Here is a 17,223-nt window from a genome sequence, read left to right as displayed (position 1 = left end):
TCTTCGCGGCGACGCGCCGCACCTCGCGCAGCAGTCCCGCGATGCTGAGGTGCTGGCGTGAGAACGGAGCACTCATCAATACCTGCCTCGCAGCCTGAGAAGTCTGTGGCAGTATACTGATTCGGCTTCAAAAGTTTACGAAAGACTTTTTTCAACATCAAGCCAGCACATTGTTTCTAAAGCAAATATTTTTCCGGCGGGAATTGCTGTAAATCCGGCTTCTGTAATGATCACAACTGAACGAATATTCACCTTGGCCAAGGATGGACGATCGGCGATGATGAAGGCAAGCGCTGGGCTAAGGCTTGCCGCTGTATTTTTCAAAAAGCCCGAGCGACCGCACTTTGAACGACGCCCTCAACCCGCGCTGGATCTAGCTGGCGGACCTTCTAAGACGTGCGGATTTAGGGATCTTGCGGGGGTTGACCCAATTTTCCGCCAGCAATGGGGCTCGCCGACTGGAACGTCGCCAGCCCATCTTGTGCGCACGATGGTCGCTTCGTCTCAAGCAGTCGACGATAGGATGACGAAATCCTCCCCGGAGCGTCGGTCAGGATGCAGTGGCATATCGGTCAGGATCATCACCATGCCGGGATGCATGTGCTGCTTTAGGGCGCGCTGGAAGGCGGCGTCGGCCTTGAGGCTCGCGACCAGGGGGTCTTCGGCGGAAGACCGCGCCGCCAGCGAGCGGTCCGCACGCTCGTGATGACTGATGGCGTGCCAAGAGAGACCACGCCCGCCCGCATGGAGGCCTTTGAGGATGAAGACATGGGAGCCGACGCTTGCAGCGTCTCCCTTGACCGAGAGCCGCCCCTGGGCGACGACCCGACTGTTCTCGAGCAGGTCGATCGTCCGATCGGCCGTGGAGGCGACCACCGTGGTAATGGGATAGCCGTCCTGCTCGCGGGTCCAATCGGCCGGGTGGCGCTTGCCCTCCAAACCATCGACGGCATCCTCGAGCTCTTCTGCCGCATAGGCGCCGAGCACCATGCCCGGATGCGTCATCTCCCAGGGGTCGGTGTGGCTGCCGGCGATGATGACGGGTGTGCCGACGTGCGTCACCGTCCAGAGCCTCTCCGAGAAGGCCATGGGCAGACGCACGCAGCCATGCGACGCCGGATAGCCCGGCAGTCTCCCCGCGTGCAGCGCGATGCCGTCCCAGGTCAGGCGGTTCATATTCGGCATCGGCGCATTGTTATAGGTGGAGGAATGATGGTGCTTGTCCTTCTGCAGCACCGTGAAGACCCCCGTGGGCGTCTCATGGCCCGGCTTGCCGGTCGAGCAGGTGGACACGGCAATGCGTGTGCCGTTGCGATAGACATGCGCCAGCTGCTGCTCGAGCGAGACGACGACGGCCACCGCGCCCTTAGGTGAGCGCTCCGGATGCCAGGTGAATTGGCCCGGCTCGAGGTCGCGGACCTCCTTGATGACCTCGCACGACAATGACCTCGAGGTCAGATAAAGGGGTGCCGCGCTCAAGGCGGCCAGCCGAAGGAGTGCGGTTCTGCGATCGATGCGTTGCGTCATGGCCTGTCCAGGTCCCTATGCAGAGTTGTCTGTCGAGAGAACGCGAAGAGCGTCGCGCTCGGCGTGGATCAGTCGATGATCATTTCCAGCCGATAGTCGGCCACCTCGTCCCGGCGCGCGGCGCTGCGCATGAGGTAGACACGGATCTTATAGTCCCCACTCGCCGGCAATGTGCCCTCGAACTGATTTCCCGAGGTGGAGCCGATGAACATCGCCTCGTCAGTCTTTCCGGGTGCCAGGATGTTGAAGTAATTGGCCGTGTTGTTCGTGGCCATGCTGACGTTCATCGACTGACCCTTTCGTGCGCCCAGGACGTAGTCCACGCCCTGGTAGCCCTTGATCGAGTCCTCGACCGTCGCGCTGCTTGCCCCCTTCTTGAAGTGGACGCGCTCGGTGCGGATGTCGCCGGCCATGGCCGTGGTGCTCGCCAAGAGGGCGGCGCCGATGAGTGCTGCAGCTGCTTTCATGATTGGTCCTCGTGCTGGAAGGATGGAGCTTGGATCGGGACGCGCCGCTCAGCCGCCGGTGATGAGGGCGTCGGCGAAGCGATAATGCTCATTGCCGTCGGCCATGACGGTCCAGGTGTCGGCGTCCTTGGAGACCTTCAGCGGGGCGCCGTCGCGCGCCGTGAACTCGCCCTGATCGAAGCGCAGGACCCGATAGGCGGGGCGATCGCTGACCGCGATATTCGAGATCCAGATCTCGGCGCCGCCGTCCGCCTGGCGCACCACGCGCCAGCCGCAGGCCTGATCGAAGCTGGGCGACCCGGCAGAGCATTTCATGGTGCCGGAGGCGTCGTAGGTCATGGGGCCGAGGTCCGCCTTCACGGCGGTCTCTTCCACGCAGCCGGTGAGCGTGACAGCGAGCACGATCAGGGTGAGCTTGGTGAATGTATGCATCAATCCTCAGTCCTTCCAATCAAGATGAATAGGCTTCCGAGCGTCGCCCCTAAGGGAGTTGGGTCGTGCCGACAGAGCTCGATACGCCGCATGGCGCGGAGCAAGGGCTGGGAGCCGCATCGCCCGTCCGACGCCCCAGGCCGGGGCGACCGGCGACGGATCACTCGCAATCCGGATAGAGATAGCGATTCGCCTCACTGACGTCCGCTGGGCAGCCCTCGGGCGCGGAATGTGTCCAACGCACAACATGGGTGCCGCTGCGATTGAACGAGCACTGGAAGGTCTGACCGTTCGCGGCGCTGCCGTTGACCGCGTGGGTGCCATCCACGCGCTGCCCCTGGTACTTCAGCGCGACGATATCGCTGGTAGAAACGCCCAGGTGCCGGGCCGCGTAGGTGTTGCAGGTGGCCATCATCTGCGCCTCGTCGGCGGCCAGCGCCGGCTGGGCCGCACTCCAGGCGACCAGTGCAATGATGGTGAGTTTGGAACGGTGAATCATGGCTGTGTTTCTCCGGTATGGGAGGCAAGCCCGGTCGCAAGCGAGAGGCTAGATTCTGACGATCCTGAACGGCCTTTCGGGATCGATCAGTGGCAGAGCCTGCCGAGGCAAAGGCGAAGCCCAGGAGCTCGAGCAAGCCACTGCCGCTGCTGCGACGGTCAGGGTCTTGCGGGATGCCAACGCCCTCATGTGCGTTCTTTCTTGAACAGGTTGACGACCCCGCGCCTGCAGTCAGCCCGGATTGAGACCCGCCGCCGAAACCATCTGGCCCTGTGCGTGCTCGCCCCGCCGACTCAGGTTTGGACATCCAGGCTTTGGATCCCGGCGGTCCGGTCCACCGGGCCGACATAAATGGATCCCGCCGTGCGTCACTGCACGACGGACAGCTCCTCGACATTCCCGTCGTTCGAGACGAGGCAGCGCCAGCGCTCGGTCGTCGGTCCGCCCCTTACCCCAACCGCATCCACCATTACCGAGGAATTCGCCTCGGAAAGCTCGGAGCTGGCCACGCGCACCTCGCGCACCTTGCCGCCATAGTTGCTGTTGACGGCGGACATACAGGCGCTCTCCGCGGCGCCGCTCGCCTGGCGAGACATGGCCACGCTGGAGCCGGACATCGTCTCGTTCGTGGCGCAGGCCGGCAGGATGAGAGCGGCCAGCGCCGCGGTGGTGATCTTCGTCAGTTCGTTCATATCGTTCGATTCCGTCTACTAATGAGGGAGAGCGACTTGGATCTGGCGGCGCTCAGGCTCGCCTTGATGCCGCTCAAGAGGGAAAAGGCGGCTGACTCCTTGGCTTCGGGGCCCTTGCTCACCGATCCGCCACCGAGCGAGAAAAACGCCCGGGCCGGAGTCGCATACCCGCTCCTCCTAAAGGGTGAGCTCACTCTGCGATCGCCAGCGCGAAGTCCGACCATTTGAAGATGGCGCCCTTGCCCAGATCCCTGAAGTCCACCTCTTCCGGACCGTGCATCCACTGCTTTCCGTCGGAGCTGGCGAACATGAAGGGCTCGGCAGATCCCATGTTGACGGTGTAGATCGTCGAGGTGCTGGTGATTTCCTCGCTGACGCGACATTCGCCGTCGTAGAGCACCGCGTCTTCCGCGACGTTCGTGAGCTTGCATTGCGCGGTTTCGCCAACTTTCAGTCCCGCAGCTGAAACCGTGGCCGTCAAGGTGACGGCAATGACGGTTCCGAGGAAAGGCTTGGACATGTTCATGTGCGATCTCTCGTCGGGTGAATGAAGTGCATCTTGAGCCATCTGGAGCTGACTGGCTTGATCGCTCGCCTGGCTCGTTGCCGGGGCCTAAGTCGATTGCCAGATACCCTCCAGGCGCTATCCAAGACACCGCGATGAGCTGGCTGCTGGCAGCGCTCTCTGGCACGAACGATTGGCTCGCGGCGAAGATGCGGCCAAATCGCGGCTCGGCCAGGTCAGGAGCGGGACACAAGAGCCAGGCCCCGCCTTCTCACTCCGGTGGAGCTACCTCAGACCGTGCGAGCCGGCCAACGCCGCCGCGGTGCGCCAGTGAGTGTGGTGTCGTTTCGCAGCTTCTGCAGCCTTGTCAGCCGCGAATGTTTGGCCAACCAAAGAATTCGTTCGGCCAGCCAACATTCCGCCGGCACGGGGAAGCGACCAGGCATCGGGTCGGGTGGATGTCCAGAAAAATAGGGTCAGAGTGGAGGTCCTGAGGCCATTCGCCGGTCGTCGGCGCCGCGATCGATGTCCTCCGAGGTCGCTAGCCGCCGCCTCATATGCCTTCAGGGTGTGCCGCTGCCAGATCAGTCCAAGCCTGTCCGGCCAATCAGTTCAGCAAACCAAACCCTTCGATCGTCCAGCCAGTTTTCTGTTGGCTTGAGGAGTCAGGGTCGGCGGTCTGAGCTCGGGGATCCTTGCGCCTGCCTTTCACCCCTGGCGCACGATGCGACCGACTCGCGCCTCCTGGGGCTCGGCATATGCACAGTTGCGCCGAAGACCGACATCAGCCAAAACGCGGCCCCCGGCTAGCCATGCCGCCGTCGGTATTCCCGTGGCGTCATGCCGAAACGTAGCCGGAAGGCCGTGGCGAAATCGCCGGCCCGTTTGAAGCCGATCGCTTCGGCGATCTGCTGGATTTGGCGGTCGGTGTCGTCGAGCAGCTCCTGGGCACGGACCAGGCGCTGCTCGCGCAGGTACTCGAAGGTGCTCATCCCTAGGTGGGTCTGGAACTCGCGGCCCAGCCGCGCCTGGTTGGTGCCGACGCGACGGGCCAGCTCGGTGAGCGAGGGAGGGTCGGCCATCTCGTCGAGCAGGAGATCGATGGCACGATAGAGTAAACGCAGGCCGGCCTGATCCGCACCCTTGGGGGCAGTGCCATCACAGCCGATGAGGGCTGCTCGTCGCGCGCTGGGCGGCCCGACCTGCTCGGCCATGCGTGCAAAGAGGTGCCGGTCCTGCAGGTGCGCGCTGACCCGCGCCAGGACCTCGCGATGGTCGAAGGGCTTGGTGATGTAGTCCACGCACCCGGCCTCGAAGCCCTTGAGCTTCTGCGTCATGTCGCAGAGCGCAGTGAGGAAGATCACAGGGATGGCGCGGGTCGCCGGCCTGGACTTGAGGCGCTGGCAGGTCTCGTAGCCGTCCCAGCCGGGCATCAGAATATCCAGCAGGATGAGGTCGGGGCTACCCCGCTCGGCCTTGTGCAGGCCATCGGTCCCGTCGCGAGCGATCAGGGTCTCGAAGCCAAGGGCGGTGAGCTCGGCGACGATGGCGCGGAGCGCGACGGGCTCGTCGTCAATGATCAGGATGGTTGCTGAGTCTTGCTGCCTGTCGGGTAGCATCCGGTGCTGGCTCTGTTCAACTGAAGCGGATTGCCGGCTGCGAGCATCCCGATCCGCTCGACCGGGTAACGGCCGATCAGCGGGTCATCGGTCATCAACAGCTCCGTCCGCGCCTGGGCGATCAGAAGGCGGTCGAACGGGTCGCGATGATGAGCCGGTAAGTCGCGGACGGCGGCGGCATGAAGGGCGGACATCGGCAGCTCATGAAAGCCGGTTTCCAGTGCCGCGCGATGGACTGCTTCTGGGTCGACGTCGAAATCCGGGCGGTCGAGGGTGCGCTTCATAGCGATCTCCCAGATATTGACGGCACTGAAGAAGACCCGATGCTCGGGCGATTCCAGCGCCTCCCTGCATGCCTCATCGAGTCTCTCTGGCTGCAGCAAGGCCCAGAGCAAGATGTGGGTGTCGGTCAGCACCCGCATCAGCGGCCTTGGATGGCGTCGATGAAGTCATCCGGAGTCCCCGGGAGCGGCGGCGCATGCTCGTCGGGCAGCGTGAAGCGGCCTTTCAGCAGGCCGAGCACGCGCCGCCGCGGCGCCTCACCAATAGGTACCAGACGAACGACCGGCTTACCGGCGCGGGCGATGACAACCTCACCGCCAGCCTCCACCTGCTCGATCAGCCGAGACAAGCTCGACTTGGCCTCGTGGATGTTGAACTGGGTTTGCATGGTTAGTCTCCGGTTAGCTAACTGGAGGATAGCCTTGCACAATTTCTGGGACAAGGATGGCTCACTGGGAGCGCCGGCTGGAAAGCCGGCGCTCCCAGTGTAGCCAGCTCGGGCCTGGTGGCGGTTCACGGCGCCGGCGTTATGATTTCAGCGATCGGCCCGACGGGAGTCGGTTCCGACTGTTCGCCGTGAGCGGCGTCAACCCAGCACTGGCCTGGCCGGGAGCCATGACCAAGGAGCCCGACGACCTGTATCGCACAAGCCTCCTGAGGATACTACTGATGCTGGCGTGCTGGCTGCCCGCTCTCCAGGCCGCCGCGGAGCCGGGTGTCGAGCTGACGCAGGCCGAGCGCGACTGGCTGGCCGCCAACCCGCGCATCCTGCTCGGCAGCGACGCCCAATGGCGCCCCTTCGTCTGGCGCCGGGACGACGGCACCCAGGCCGGCATCGAGACTGACCTCGTCGCGCGTATCAATGCCCTGACCGGCGCCAACATTCAGCTGATGCTCGGGGACTGGAGCGATATGGTGGAGCGGGCGCGACGCGGCGAGCTCCATGGCCTCGCGGCGTCCGCCAGCCATCCGGAGCGGGCGGACCGCTTCCTGTTCAGCACCAGTCCCTACCGCACGTACAAGTTCATCTTCACCCGGCGGAGCAGCGCGATCGCGTCCATGGATGACCTGTCCGGCCGGCGCGTCGGGGTGCTGCGCGCCAACCTGTCGGACATGAAATTGCTGGCCAATTGGCCGGCGATCGTCCCGGTGGAGATCGACAGCCCCCTGGCGCTCGCGGTGGCCGTGCAGAACGCCGAGGTGGATGCGGCAATCTCCAGCGCCAACCTGGAGTGGATCGCCACCGAGAGCATGCTGCCAGACCTGCGCCTGGCGTTTCCGGTGCCCGGCAGCAAGCTCGAGCTGCGCTATTCGATCCTCAAGGAGCAGGCACCTCTGCTCGGCATCATCGACAAGGCGCTGAAGGCCATCGACCCGGTCGTGATGATGAAGATCCTGCGCAAGTGGGGCACCGAGGAGCACCCGAACATCGCACTCAGCGCCGATGAGCGCGCCTGGCTCGCGGAGAAGCACAGCGTGCGCGTGCGCATCGGCGAGCACCCGCCGTGGGAGATCAACGGCTCCAAGGCCGAGGGCATGGCGGTCGACTACCTGCGGATCATCGGCAAGCTGTTCGACATCGATTTCCGCTTCGTTCCAGCCGCGGATTCCTGGACCGAGGGGTTCGAGGACATGGCTGGGGCGCACCGCCGCTATGATCTGCTGCCGGCCGCCAAACGGACTGACGCGCGTTTGGCCACGCTCGCCATGAGCCAAGACTATTTGTCCTCCCCCTGGACGATGTTCACCCGCAAGGGCTCGCAGGACATTCAGGATCTGAGCGACCTGCGCGGAAGGACGGTGGCCGTCGAGCGCGGCTATGTCATGCACGACCTCTTGCAGTCCGCCGAGCCCGCCACCGTTCTGTCCGTTCAGGAGAGTACCAGGGACGCCCTGCTGTCCGTATCGACCGGACGCGCCGACGCCTATATCGGCAACCTGCTTGTCACCGACTACCTCATGCAGACCCATGGCATCGCCAACCTTAGGATGGCCGGCCCCACGCCCTTTGGCGCGCACAAGCAAGCGATGGTCACGCGCAAGGAATGGGCGCCGCTGATCTCGCTGATCGACAAGGGCCTGGATGCCATCACCGCCGAGCAGCACATCGCCATTCGTCAGCGCTGGCTCAGCTCCGTGGCCTCCGGCATGCAAGCGCCCATGGAGCTCAGCGACGAAGAGCGCGCCTATCTGGATGCCACCAGCTTCCGCCGAGCCTTCGCCTCCGCCTGGATGCCCTTCGACTTCGCCGACAGCGAAGGCGCGCCGACGGGCGTCGCCGAGGACTACTGGACGCTGATCCGCGACAAGCTCGGTCTACGCGAGACCAACGGAGAACGGCAGCCCTTCGGCGACATCCTAGCGGCCATGGAGCGGGGCGACATCGACCTCTACGCCGCCACCACGCGGACCGCCGACCGCGAGCGTTACGCCCTCTTCTCCACCCCCTACGAGCGCTACCCCATCGCCATCGCCGGTGCCGCCAACGCGGGGCTCTTCGCCGGTACCGCATCCCTGCAAGGGCGGCGCGTCGCGGTCGGCATGGACTACAGCGCCTACCACCTGCTGAAGGCCCGCAGCCCGGGGATCGACTTCGTCCTGGTCGACAACACGCGCGCGGCCTTGGAAGCGGTTGCGGCCGGCAGCGCCGAGGCCGCGGTCGACATCCTGCCAGTGCTGCACCAGCAGATCGAGAACTTCCCGCCGGGTCGGGTCAAGCTCGTCGGGGTCACAGACGTGGAGTTCCCGCTGCAGCTGATGGTCAGTCGGCGAAACGCCGCGCTGCTCCCCCTGATCAACCGCGCCATCGCCGCCATCACCCCGGAGGAGCGCGCCGCGATTCACAACAAGTGGCTGCTGCGCCAGGTGGTCACCGCCCCCGACTACAGCCTCTTGTGGCAGGTGCTGGCGACGGGGCTGCTGATCCTGGCGACCATCCTGTACTGGAACCGCAGGCTGCATCTGGAGGTGGGGCGCCGCAAGCAGGCGGAGGCCGAGCTGCAGCGCGCCAAGGACATGGCCGACAGGGCCAGCCGTGCCAAGGGGGACTTCTTGGCGAACATGAGCCACGAGATCCGCACCCCACTGAACGCGGTCATCGGCCTGACCCATCTGTCCCTGCAGTCCGATCCCGCACCGCCGCTGCGCGCCTATCTGGGCAAGATCGACCTCTCCGCCCGCACTCTGCTGGCGCTGATCAACGACGTCCTCGACCTCTCCCGCATCGAGGCGGACAAGCTGCATCCGCGCCAGGAGCCAATGGAGCTAGACGAGGTCCTCGCGCAAGTGCAAGCGATGGTGGAGCAGCAGGCGGCCGATAAGGGGCTTGAGCTCCGCATCGAGGGGCCAACCGAGCCGGTCGGCACGCTGCTCGGCGATGGGCTTCGCCTCACGCAGGTCCTGTTGAACCTGGTTGGCAACGCGATCAAGTTCACCCCACAAGGCGCAGTGACGCTGGCCGTGTCGGTGGAAGACGAGAGCGCTCAGGCACTGCGGCTTGCGTTCAGGGTTACAGATACCGGCATTGGCATTCCCGAGGACCGCCGTGCCGATCTGTTCGAGGCCTTCACCCAGCTGGACATGGCGAGCACCCGCAGCCACGGCGGCAGCGGCCTGGGACTGACCATCAGCGCGCGCCTGGTCGCCCTGATGGGCGGCCGTCTGGAGATGGAGTCCGTCGAGGGCGCAGGTAGCTGTTTCTGGCTCAGCCTGGCCTTCTCCCGCGCCACGGAAGCAGCCAAGGAAGTGGCGGCACCTGTCATTGCGCCGGAGGCCCTGCGCGGCATCCGCGTGCTGATGGCCGAGGACGACCCGGTCAACCAGCTGCTCGTCCGCGACCTCCTGAGCAGGCGCGGCGCCGAGGTCACCCTGGTCGCCACAGGTGCCGAGGCGGTGACGGCAGCGGCTGAGGGTAGCTTCGACATGGTGCTCATGGACATCCGCATGCCGGAAATGGACGGTCTGGAAGCGAGCCGGCGCATCCGCGCCCTGCCCGACGGCGGACCGCCAATCGTCGCCCTGACCGCCAATGCCCTGGCCGGGGAGCGCGAGCGCTGCCTCGCGGTGGGCATGGACGGCTATCTCACCAAGCCATTGGAGCCCGAGACCCTCTACGCCGAGCTGTATCGCCAGCTGCGGTTGCCCGCCGGAGAGCGCGCCGCCACGCAGCCGGCGTCCACTGCTGCGCAGCCCGCCCTGCCAGGTTTCGATGCGGCCAAGGTGCGGCGCTGGCTGAACGAGGCGCCGGACGCCTGGCGCAGTATGGTGAGGGTCTTCGTCGCCGAGTATCCCCCGGCGGCAACCGCCATCGGGGCCGCCCTGGAGGCCGGCGACCGGACGCGTGCCGGCGACCTGCTGCATCGCCTGCGCGGCGCCGCGGGCGCGCTCGGAGCGGAGGACCTGACCACGGCGGCAGAGCGGCTGGAGCAGGCGCTCGCGCGCGAATGCCCCGTGGATATCGAGCTGCGTACCCGCTTCTTCTCCAGTGCCGAGGCCAGCCTGGCAGTGCTCGCTCAGCTGGAGATCCCAAGGGAGCAAGCAGCTCCCGCGTGGAGTATCGATCCAGACGGCGCCGGGCGCGGTCAGCCTATGCGGGAGCTGGAATCACTGCTCGAGGTAGGCAATACCCGCGCCCTCGACCACCTGCCCTGGCTGGAGCGCTGGATCGACGCCGAGGCGCCCGAAGAGGGCGGCGAGCTGTTGCGACAGATGGATGCGCTGGACTTCCCGGCAGCCCTGGAAACCCTGCGTCGGCTGGAAAAGGGCGCTCGCGCCACCCCTCGCTGAGTCTCGCGGACCATGCTCATCACTCCCTGCACCGGCAAGCCCTTACGGCATCTGGCGCACATACCACAAGGGGTGGTGTCTGTGCTGGTCTCGATTCCGGAGCAGTTGGTGGTGAAGCTCTCCCGGAATTTCGCTCTCCGAGGGGGCCAAACGAGGCGCGCTTCGCGTGCTCAATACCGACTGGGCCGGCGCAAGTCGCACCGACAGACTCAGCATGGGAGGGCCCCGTTATCGGATCAGATCCGCAAGAGACCCATGGTGCCATGAACCTTGATCATCGTATCGCCCACTCGGTCAAGCAGCCATTAGGCATCGTTCAGCCGATGTGCCCTGGGAGCAGCACCCCGCCGCGATCGCGAGCCTGTCGCGGGGGGGCGCCGCTCCCACGACCGGGCGCTTGGAAGAAACGAGGATAAGGGCCGTGCCATGAAGCCTTGGCCTCGAGCGGGCGGACGTCTAACATCGGCGTCCGGGCCGCCAATGTTGACGATTTCTTCGAGGGATGCCGCCTCTCCAGGGGACGTGTCCGTCTCTAGATTCCGAGGGATATTTGATGATGAAGCCAGAGCTCAAGAGCCGAATAGCGCTGCAGCAGACCGCCGAAGTGAAGCGAGCGCTCGCCGCGCTCGATCACGTCTTGCAAGAGCAGAAGCCGGCGTCCGTGCTCGTCACTAGCGCCAGCGCGGAGGAAGGCAAGACCCTCTGCGTATCCGCCCTGGCGGCCGCAGCTGCGTCCTTGGGGGCAGATCGGATCCTCGCCATGGATCTCAATTGGTACCGGCCGGCACTGCACCGCTACTTCGAGGAGCCGGTTCAGCATGACGCCGAGCAAATCCTGCAGGGAGACTTGTCCACGCTCGTCAGCCAGCCAAGCGGCCTGTCGCTCGACGTACTCTTTGCGCCTGCTGACCATGGGGCGCATACCAATCGGGCTCAGAGCGACTTTGCCCTCGTAGAAAACCTCTTGAAGCAAGCCAAGGAAAGCTACGACCTGATCATTGTCGATAGCAGCGCGATCTTTCCAACGAATCGGACGATGATGGACCCGGTCATGCTCAGCCGCGAAGTCGAGGGGGTCATCTTGGTGGTCGCCAAAGGCATCTCGCGCAAGCCTAGCGTTCGACGTGCCCAAAAAACGTTGGAGATTGCCGGCGCGAACATCGCCGGGATCCTGACGAACGAGCCTGGGGAAAGCGCCGCTCGTTAGCAGTCAAACGGAAAGGATCGGGCCACGAAGGAGCGACAGCGGTCTTTCCAGCTTGTCAAGAACCAGAGTCTTATCGGGCGCGCTCAACCGCTCTTTAGGAATAGGACGCATTGCGGGGGAATCGGAATGATCTTTCTCATCAAACGCTACACCGAATCATTCAAACATTACTGGTGGCTTCTTTTCTTGGCGCTGTTGCCCCCAGCACTCTATCTCATTAGCCAAATTTATCTTGACAAGACCTTCGTGGTCTCACAGGAGCTTTCCTATTCGGGCAAGGTGCAGATCGCAAAAAATCCGGTCGAGTCTCTGTCTCTCGAGCAGATTCTCGCGGATCCGCACCTCTTGTTTCAAGAAGACTTCGCCTTGTCTCAGCTTGGCAAGAATGTCCGACTCTTTCGGCTCATCGAAAGCTCCCGTCTGTCGGATGTCGAGATCAGACGACTGATAGATTCGACTCTGTCACTCTCCCAACCGAGCGGTCAGACTATACTTTTTTCCTATCAAGGGAGGAGCGAGGCGCTTGGGAAGCTGCTCGTCGACTATTTTGTGACACGGCTCACAAAACGCGCCGAAGTCGCTTCGGCACGCTCGCGCAGCCCGGCGGCCGCGGGGACGACGCTGGCGACAGTCGGCCCTCAGCAGGTCGCCATCGAGCGCGTCCTTTGGAGCAAGCAGCGCCTGGGGCCAGCGACCGTGATTCTCGTCATCTCGCTCCTCCTCGTCTTGATCGCCATCGGCTTGGCGGAGGTCTTTGACCAAAGCTTCAAGTCCGATCGACAGATCGCCAGATACAGCGGACTGCCGATTCTGGGCAGCATCCCCAACGCCGGGCCTTTGACCAAGCGGATCAAGGGCGGCAGCGACGGCTGAAACACCGACCCTCGGGCACCAGGAAGGGCGCTCGCAAGACCGATAGCAGGAGGTCACCCTGATGACACTTCGAAACCGCTCCGTCAGTTTCGCCGCGCTCCTGGCCGCATTGACGCTTTCCAGCGCGGCTCTAGCGGACGAGCCAGGCTCATATACCCTCGAATGGGACCCTGTCACGGACGATCGCCTGGCCGGCTATCGCGTCCACTACGGAACCACCCCCGGGGAATACGACATCACGATCGACCTCGACCTCAATAGCCTGCCCGAGGACGGCAAGGCACCCAGCTACACATTGACCGGCCTGGATCCGAACGAGATCTACTACTTCGCTGTCACGGCAGCAGGCGCGGGTCCCGAGGAATCGGGGTATTCCAACGAGATCACCACAGGCGCATTCCGCTACGTATTCTCCGCGAGCGATATCGCGCTCTCGGATACCTGGCTCGAGGTCAGCGACATGAACCGCGAGCTCGAGCAGACCTTGGGCTCTGGATCGGCAGCACTCACCGCATCAGTGCCCGAGGCGACGCAGGGAGAATCTCGCGTCGCCTCGGGGGACATCGACGGCGACGGCCGCGACGAGCTGGTCATCGGCTATGCCCACGGCGACGGCTCGAAAGCCGCGCTGGGCGGCATGTTCCAAATCCTCGATGATGACTTCTCGATGCTGCAATGGGGCCGGCTGTCCTGGACGGACTACAACGAGACCAACGGCGAGACCTATCCCGCGGTCGGGGACTTGGATGGCGACGGTCGCGCCGAGATCGTGATCGGCCTCGGCGCCGGTGGTGACGGCTTGCTGGAGGTCTTCAGCTACCAGGATCACAAGCTCACATCGATCGGCTGGACCTATGTGGATTGGCCCGAGTACACGGATGCGCTCGGCAAGACATTCCCCGCGCTAGGCGACCTGGACGGAGATGAGCGGGCCGAGCTGGTCATTGGTCTGTCTGCGCTTTCGGGCAATGCCGGTCTGCCGGGGGGCAGCTTCTTCGTCAAAAAGGGTTTCGCCCTGCCGGCGGAGGATGCCGATGAGGACACTCAGTGGAATGAGCCGCAATACGCCACTGTTGAGATCGAGCCCGGCCTGGAAGGGCACCTGTTGATCGAAGCCGAAACCTTCATCGGAGACCTCACTTGGGGCGACTACGCGAATGCAACCGGCGAAACCCGCCCCGCCGTTGGCGACGTCGATGGCGACGGTAAGGATGAGATCGTTATCGGGCTAGGACGCTCGGGCGGTGGCTTCGTCGAAGTCTTCGACTTCGAGGGCGGCGCATTGCTGTCGCGAGGCTATGTCGGCGTCGATCTACCTGATTACGCTGCCACGAACGGCGAAACGCGCCCAGCGGTCGGCGACACAGATGACGACGGACGCAGCGAGATCCTCGTTGGACTTGGAAGCGGCAGCTACGGCGTCTTGGAGCTGATCGAAGACGCGGCCGTGGACTTCTCCGGCTCGGAGAGACTTCAAGCCCAGACAGTCGACGAAGGCCATGCCGAAGCCGGATTCTGGCCTGTCATCAAGCGCGAGCACAGGTCTGAAGGGGAGCGCCCTACCGAAGCCGAATTCCAGCCCGTCATCAAGCGCTAGCGCAAACCTGACTAGGCCAGAGTCCGGACCCTCTGGCGGTGTCCTCTGTCAGCCGAGAGCCACTTTCGGCAAGTCAGCATGCGACTAAGCATGGCTGCTGCCAACGCCGAAGTCGGGCGGCCCCACCCTTGCCGATGCCTCTACGCCGACTAGACTCTTGAGCGGGGAATTTCCCCGACACCCTCATGATTGTCGTAGAGAGGCGCACAACAATGAAGAGACTGCTTTTGACGACGGCGAGCTTGACCCTAGCTGGTGCCGCTGCGATCGCGGCCCTGCCGGCGAGTGCCTTCTGGGGATCCTGGGGCGGCCCTTGGTATGGAGGGCCTTGGCACGGCGGCCCCTGGTGGGGTGGCGGCTATCCGGGCTACGGTTGGGGTGGCTACCCAGGCTATGGATGGGGCGGCTATCCAGGCTACGGCTGGGGCGGCTATCCGGGCTGGGGCGGTTACCCAGGATGGGGCGGCTATCCTGGCTACGGCTGGGGGCATCCTTATGGGGCCATGCCCACCCTGCCCTCGACCCCGTCGAGATCTTTATCGGATAAATAGCCCCCTGCTCGGGAAGGTCTCTGGCCTTCCCGGCGCTCCGGGGCTGCACGGCCGGCCCAGGTGTCATCCGATCGCGGCCCCACCTCGATCAAACCCTAGGTGGGTCCGCTGGCCATCTCCTGGCTGACGGCACCTTCGCCCTCTCAACGCCCGGCCGCCCCGCCCATCTCGGTCAGCTCCAAGGGTCTGCCTTCCTGGCGCTCCTTGAGTGCCTTGACGATCTGCGACGAAATCTCCTCGATGGACTGCGTCGTGGTGTTGAGGACAGGCACCTGAAGGCGCTTGAACATCTGCTGAGCGATGCGGATGTCGTCATGACAACGCTTCAGGGAGGCGTAGGTGCTGCCCGGGCGCCGCTCCTCGCGAATGAGCTGAAGACGCTGCGGATCTATGGTCAAGGCGAAGAGCTTGTGCTTGCAGTCATAGAGGATCTGGGGGACATCGCCGCGCTCGAAATCCTCTTCGGTGATGGGGTAGTTCGCCGAGCGCAGCCCATAGTGCATAGCCAAGTAGAGGCAGGTGGGTGTCTTACCCGAGCGGGATACACCAGTCAGGACGACATCCGCGCGCTCGAAATTGTCCGGGCGAATGCCATCGTCATTCGCCATCGCGAAATTGATGGCTTCGATCCGCTTGGTGTAGAAGCTTGGCTTGATGATCGCGTGGCTGCGTCCCGACTGCATGCTCGGCATCACGCCAAGCTCCTCAGCCAGCGGCCCGACGAACACCTCGAAGAGCTCCATGTAAAAGCAGTGACCGGCCTTGAGGATATTGCGGATGTCTTCGTTGAGCATGGTCGCGAAGACGATGGGCCTGGCGCCGTCGCGATCCGCCGCCTCCTGCATGCGCTGCGTAAGCGCCTTGGCGCGCAGCTCGGTGTTGATATAGGGCATGTAGACCTGCTCGAAATGGACGCTATCGAACTGCGTCAGCAGGCTGTGGCCAAGGGTCTCGGCGGTGATGCCAGTGCTCTCTGAAACGAAAAAGACAGTGCGATTCATCGGCTCTCTTGCTGTCGGTGGATACGTCGGTCCGCCCGAGCCGGATCCGGCCGAGGCGTGCTGCCGATCGGCCAAGAGTCGGCTAGACGGCCGCTCAGGATAGCCGCTTTTGACTCGCAGTGACCTGTGACGCACGTCAATGTGATCTATAGTGGAATTTGGTGATATGCCTCGCATCACTTGCCGAGCAGATGACGCGATTCGACGCCCAACTGCCTTAGGAGCCCACCCCATGGCCAGTATCTCTACCGATCAGGAACTCCGTAAGGCTCTCGACAGCTTGAGCCCCGCACGGCAGCGCATGCTCGGGTGCAAGTTCGCGGAGAACGTCAAGCACCTGATCATGGACGAGCGTCTTCACAGGGCGATCGCCACTGGACTCAACGAAGCGCTCACGGAGGGCGAGCAGGAAGATGCCTATCGAGCGGCCAAAGGCTATGCCGTGTCGACCTATACGGAGTGCGGCAAGGATACCGATTGGATGGCGCAAGCCGACCACTTCGTCGCCGCCGCGGCAGCCGCCGCGCTGACGCCTGAGGCTCTAGTGGCCGACAAGCAGAACCGCGCCTGGAAGGCCGCGGTCAACGCACGCATGGCGGTCAACTGCGCAATGATGGATGACGACCATGCCTCTGAGACGGATGAAGCCCGGCAGCAGCATGAGATCGCCAGCAAATTCCTCGGCTAGTCCTAAGGCGATTTCCGGGAGTCTTCCTACCAATCGCCCGCAAGCGGGCTCCTACCGAGACGGGCGTGCAGGAGCCCGCTTACGGGCGACGTCTCGGGGATCAGCGGGATCAAAGCTCCACTCAGAGGCTCTGCGTCTTCATCCCTTCACTGGTTTCCGGAGTACGATGGGTTGTTGGTACGGCAATTTTGAAAAACCGTCTAAGGTGATTTCCTGAAATGATCCTACCCAGAACAGCGCCTCCAGTAGGATGGGCAAAGCCCCTGGCACGCCGGCGCGCATGGGGAAGACGTTTGTGGGGCGTGCCCACCCAGGTCGCTCAGGCGCCTGGACGATGGGCAGGCTGCGCTTTGCCCATCCTCGGGGAATCTGTTTCCCGGAAATCACCTAACCCGGCAAAGCCGGAACCAAAGAGGGGCGGATCGTCTATCGTTTGAGTAAGCCCGCACACGGGAGTCAGACGATGAACCCCTTTGTTGAACAGCATCACGATGAGAT

The 17,223-nt window shown here is 63.9% G+C and carries 17 protein-coding genes; 6 read left to right on the top strand and 11 right to left on the bottom strand.

Translation table 11 applies throughout. The features are described 5' to 3' along the window. Nucleotides 1–135: 135 nt before the first annotated feature. The 10 genes from G3446_RS22625 to G3446_RS22580 all read right to left on the bottom strand — a co-directional run bounded on the left by G3446_RS22625 (nucleotide 136) and on the right by G3446_RS22580 (nucleotide 6,411). Nucleotides 136–324 (bottom strand): hypothetical protein, encoded by a 189-nt coding sequence (locus tag G3446_RS22625; RefSeq protein WP_164455552.1) that lies wholly within the window; start codon nucleotides 322–324, stop codon nucleotides 136–138. A 180-nt stretch (nucleotides 325–504) separates the two neighbouring features. Beyond that, entirely contained in the window at nucleotides 505–1,527 is a 1,023-nt protein-coding gene (locus tag G3446_RS22620; RefSeq protein ID WP_164455550.1) for a L,D-transpeptidase, read from the bottom strand. A gap of 68 nt (nucleotides 1,528–1,595) precedes the next feature. Beyond that, the gene (locus G3446_RS22615; RefSeq protein WP_164455548.1) at nucleotides 1,596–1,994 is read right to left on the bottom strand and encodes a DNA breaking-rejoining protein; all 399 of its coding nucleotides are present in this window, start codon (nucleotides 1,992–1,994) and stop codon (nucleotides 1,596–1,598) included. Between the two features lie 48 nt (nucleotides 1,995–2,042). Next, nucleotides 2,043–2,426 carry a hypothetical protein gene (locus G3446_RS22610; protein ID WP_164455546.1) on the bottom strand — a complete coding sequence of 128 codons (384 nt, stop codon included), beginning with the start codon at nucleotides 2,424–2,426 and terminating at the stop codon, nucleotides 2,043–2,045. A gap of 160 nt (nucleotides 2,427–2,586) precedes the next feature. Beyond that, entirely contained in the window at nucleotides 2,587–2,925 is a 339-nt protein-coding gene (locus G3446_RS22605) for a hypothetical protein (protein ID WP_164455544.1), read from the bottom strand. Between the two features lie 368 nt (nucleotides 2,926–3,293). After that, on the bottom strand, nucleotides 3,294–3,617 hold the full coding sequence (locus G3446_RS22600) for a hypothetical protein (RefSeq protein ID WP_164455541.1): 324 nt from the start codon (nucleotides 3,615–3,617) through the stop codon (nucleotides 3,294–3,296). Between the two features lie 190 nt (nucleotides 3,618–3,807). Next, nucleotides 3,808–4,185, bottom strand: coding sequence for a hypothetical protein (locus tag G3446_RS22595; RefSeq protein ID WP_164455540.1), 378 nt, complete (start codon nucleotides 4,183–4,185; stop codon nucleotides 3,808–3,810). Nucleotides 4,186–4,928: 743 nt separating this feature from the next. Continuing rightward, nucleotides 4,929–5,741, bottom strand: a complete 813-nt coding sequence (locus G3446_RS22590) for a response regulator transcription factor (RefSeq protein ID WP_164455537.1) — start codon at nucleotides 5,739–5,741, stop codon at nucleotides 4,929–4,931. Continuing rightward, a complete protein-coding gene (locus tag G3446_RS22585; RefSeq protein WP_164455535.1) occupies nucleotides 5,702–6,163 on the bottom strand; it encodes a type II toxin-antitoxin system VapC family toxin in 462 nt (153 codons plus the stop codon). Before G3446_RS22585 ends, G3446_RS22590 begins: the two co-directional genes overlap by 40 nt. Next, complete coding sequence (locus G3446_RS22580) at nucleotides 6,163–6,411, bottom strand: type II toxin-antitoxin system Phd/YefM family antitoxin (RefSeq protein ID WP_164455533.1); 249 nt, start codon at nucleotides 6,409–6,411, stop codon at nucleotides 6,163–6,165. Before G3446_RS22580 ends, G3446_RS22585 begins: the two co-directional genes overlap by 1 nt. Before the next feature lie 227 nt (nucleotides 6,412–6,638). Between G3446_RS22580 and G3446_RS22575 the strand changes: the two genes are divergently transcribed. The 5 genes from G3446_RS22575 to G3446_RS22555 all read left to right on the top strand — a co-directional run bounded on the left by G3446_RS22575 (nucleotide 6,639) and on the right by G3446_RS22555 (nucleotide 15,036). Next, nucleotides 6,639–10,808: a transporter substrate-binding domain-containing protein gene (locus G3446_RS22575; protein WP_164455530.1), complete on the top strand. Its 4,170-nt coding sequence runs from the start codon at nucleotides 6,639–6,641 to the stop codon at nucleotides 10,806–10,808. Between the two features lie 760 nt (nucleotides 10,809–11,568). Continuing rightward, nucleotides 11,569–12,015 carry a CpsD/CapB family tyrosine-protein kinase gene (locus tag G3446_RS22570; RefSeq protein ID WP_164455528.1) on the top strand — a complete coding sequence of 149 codons (447 nt, stop codon included), beginning with the start codon at nucleotides 11,569–11,571 and terminating at the stop codon, nucleotides 12,013–12,015. A 126-nt stretch (nucleotides 12,016–12,141) separates the two neighbouring features. Then, nucleotides 12,142–12,888 carry a hypothetical protein gene (locus G3446_RS22565; protein WP_164455526.1) on the top strand — a complete coding sequence of 249 codons (747 nt, stop codon included), beginning with the start codon at nucleotides 12,142–12,144 and terminating at the stop codon, nucleotides 12,886–12,888. Between the two features lie 61 nt (nucleotides 12,889–12,949). After that, nucleotides 12,950–14,485: an FG-GAP repeat domain-containing protein gene (locus G3446_RS22560; RefSeq protein ID WP_164455524.1), complete on the top strand. Its 1,536-nt coding sequence runs from the start codon at nucleotides 12,950–12,952 to the stop codon at nucleotides 14,483–14,485. A gap of 212 nt (nucleotides 14,486–14,697) precedes the next feature. Beyond that, entirely contained in the window at nucleotides 14,698–15,036 is a 339-nt protein-coding gene (locus G3446_RS22555) for a sulfur globule protein CV3 (RefSeq protein WP_280818876.1), read from the top strand. 143 nt (nucleotides 15,037–15,179) lie between these two features. On the opposite strand, the gene ppsR is transcribed toward G3446_RS22555, so the two are convergent. Continuing rightward, nucleotides 15,180–16,037, bottom strand: coding sequence for a posphoenolpyruvate synthetase regulatory kinase/phosphorylase PpsR (ppsR, locus tag G3446_RS22550; RefSeq protein WP_164455520.1), 858 nt, complete (start codon nucleotides 16,035–16,037; stop codon nucleotides 15,180–15,182). Between the two features lie 232 nt (nucleotides 16,038–16,269). Between ppsR and G3446_RS22545 the strand changes: the two genes are divergently transcribed. Then, nucleotides 16,270–16,725 carry a hypothetical protein gene (locus G3446_RS22545; protein ID WP_164455518.1) on the top strand — a complete coding sequence of 152 codons (456 nt, stop codon included), beginning with the start codon at nucleotides 16,270–16,272 and terminating at the stop codon, nucleotides 16,723–16,725. Nucleotides 16,726–17,223 lie beyond the last annotated feature (498 nt).

Origin of the sequence: Thiorhodococcus minor (genome assembly GCF_010820565.1) — a bacterium.
Classification (GTDB): Bacteria; Pseudomonadota; Gammaproteobacteria; order Chromatiales; family Chromatiaceae; genus Thiorhodococcus; species Thiorhodococcus minor.
Note: the sequence above shows the minus strand (reverse complement) of the source record. Positions and strands in the feature narration are given on the sequence as shown.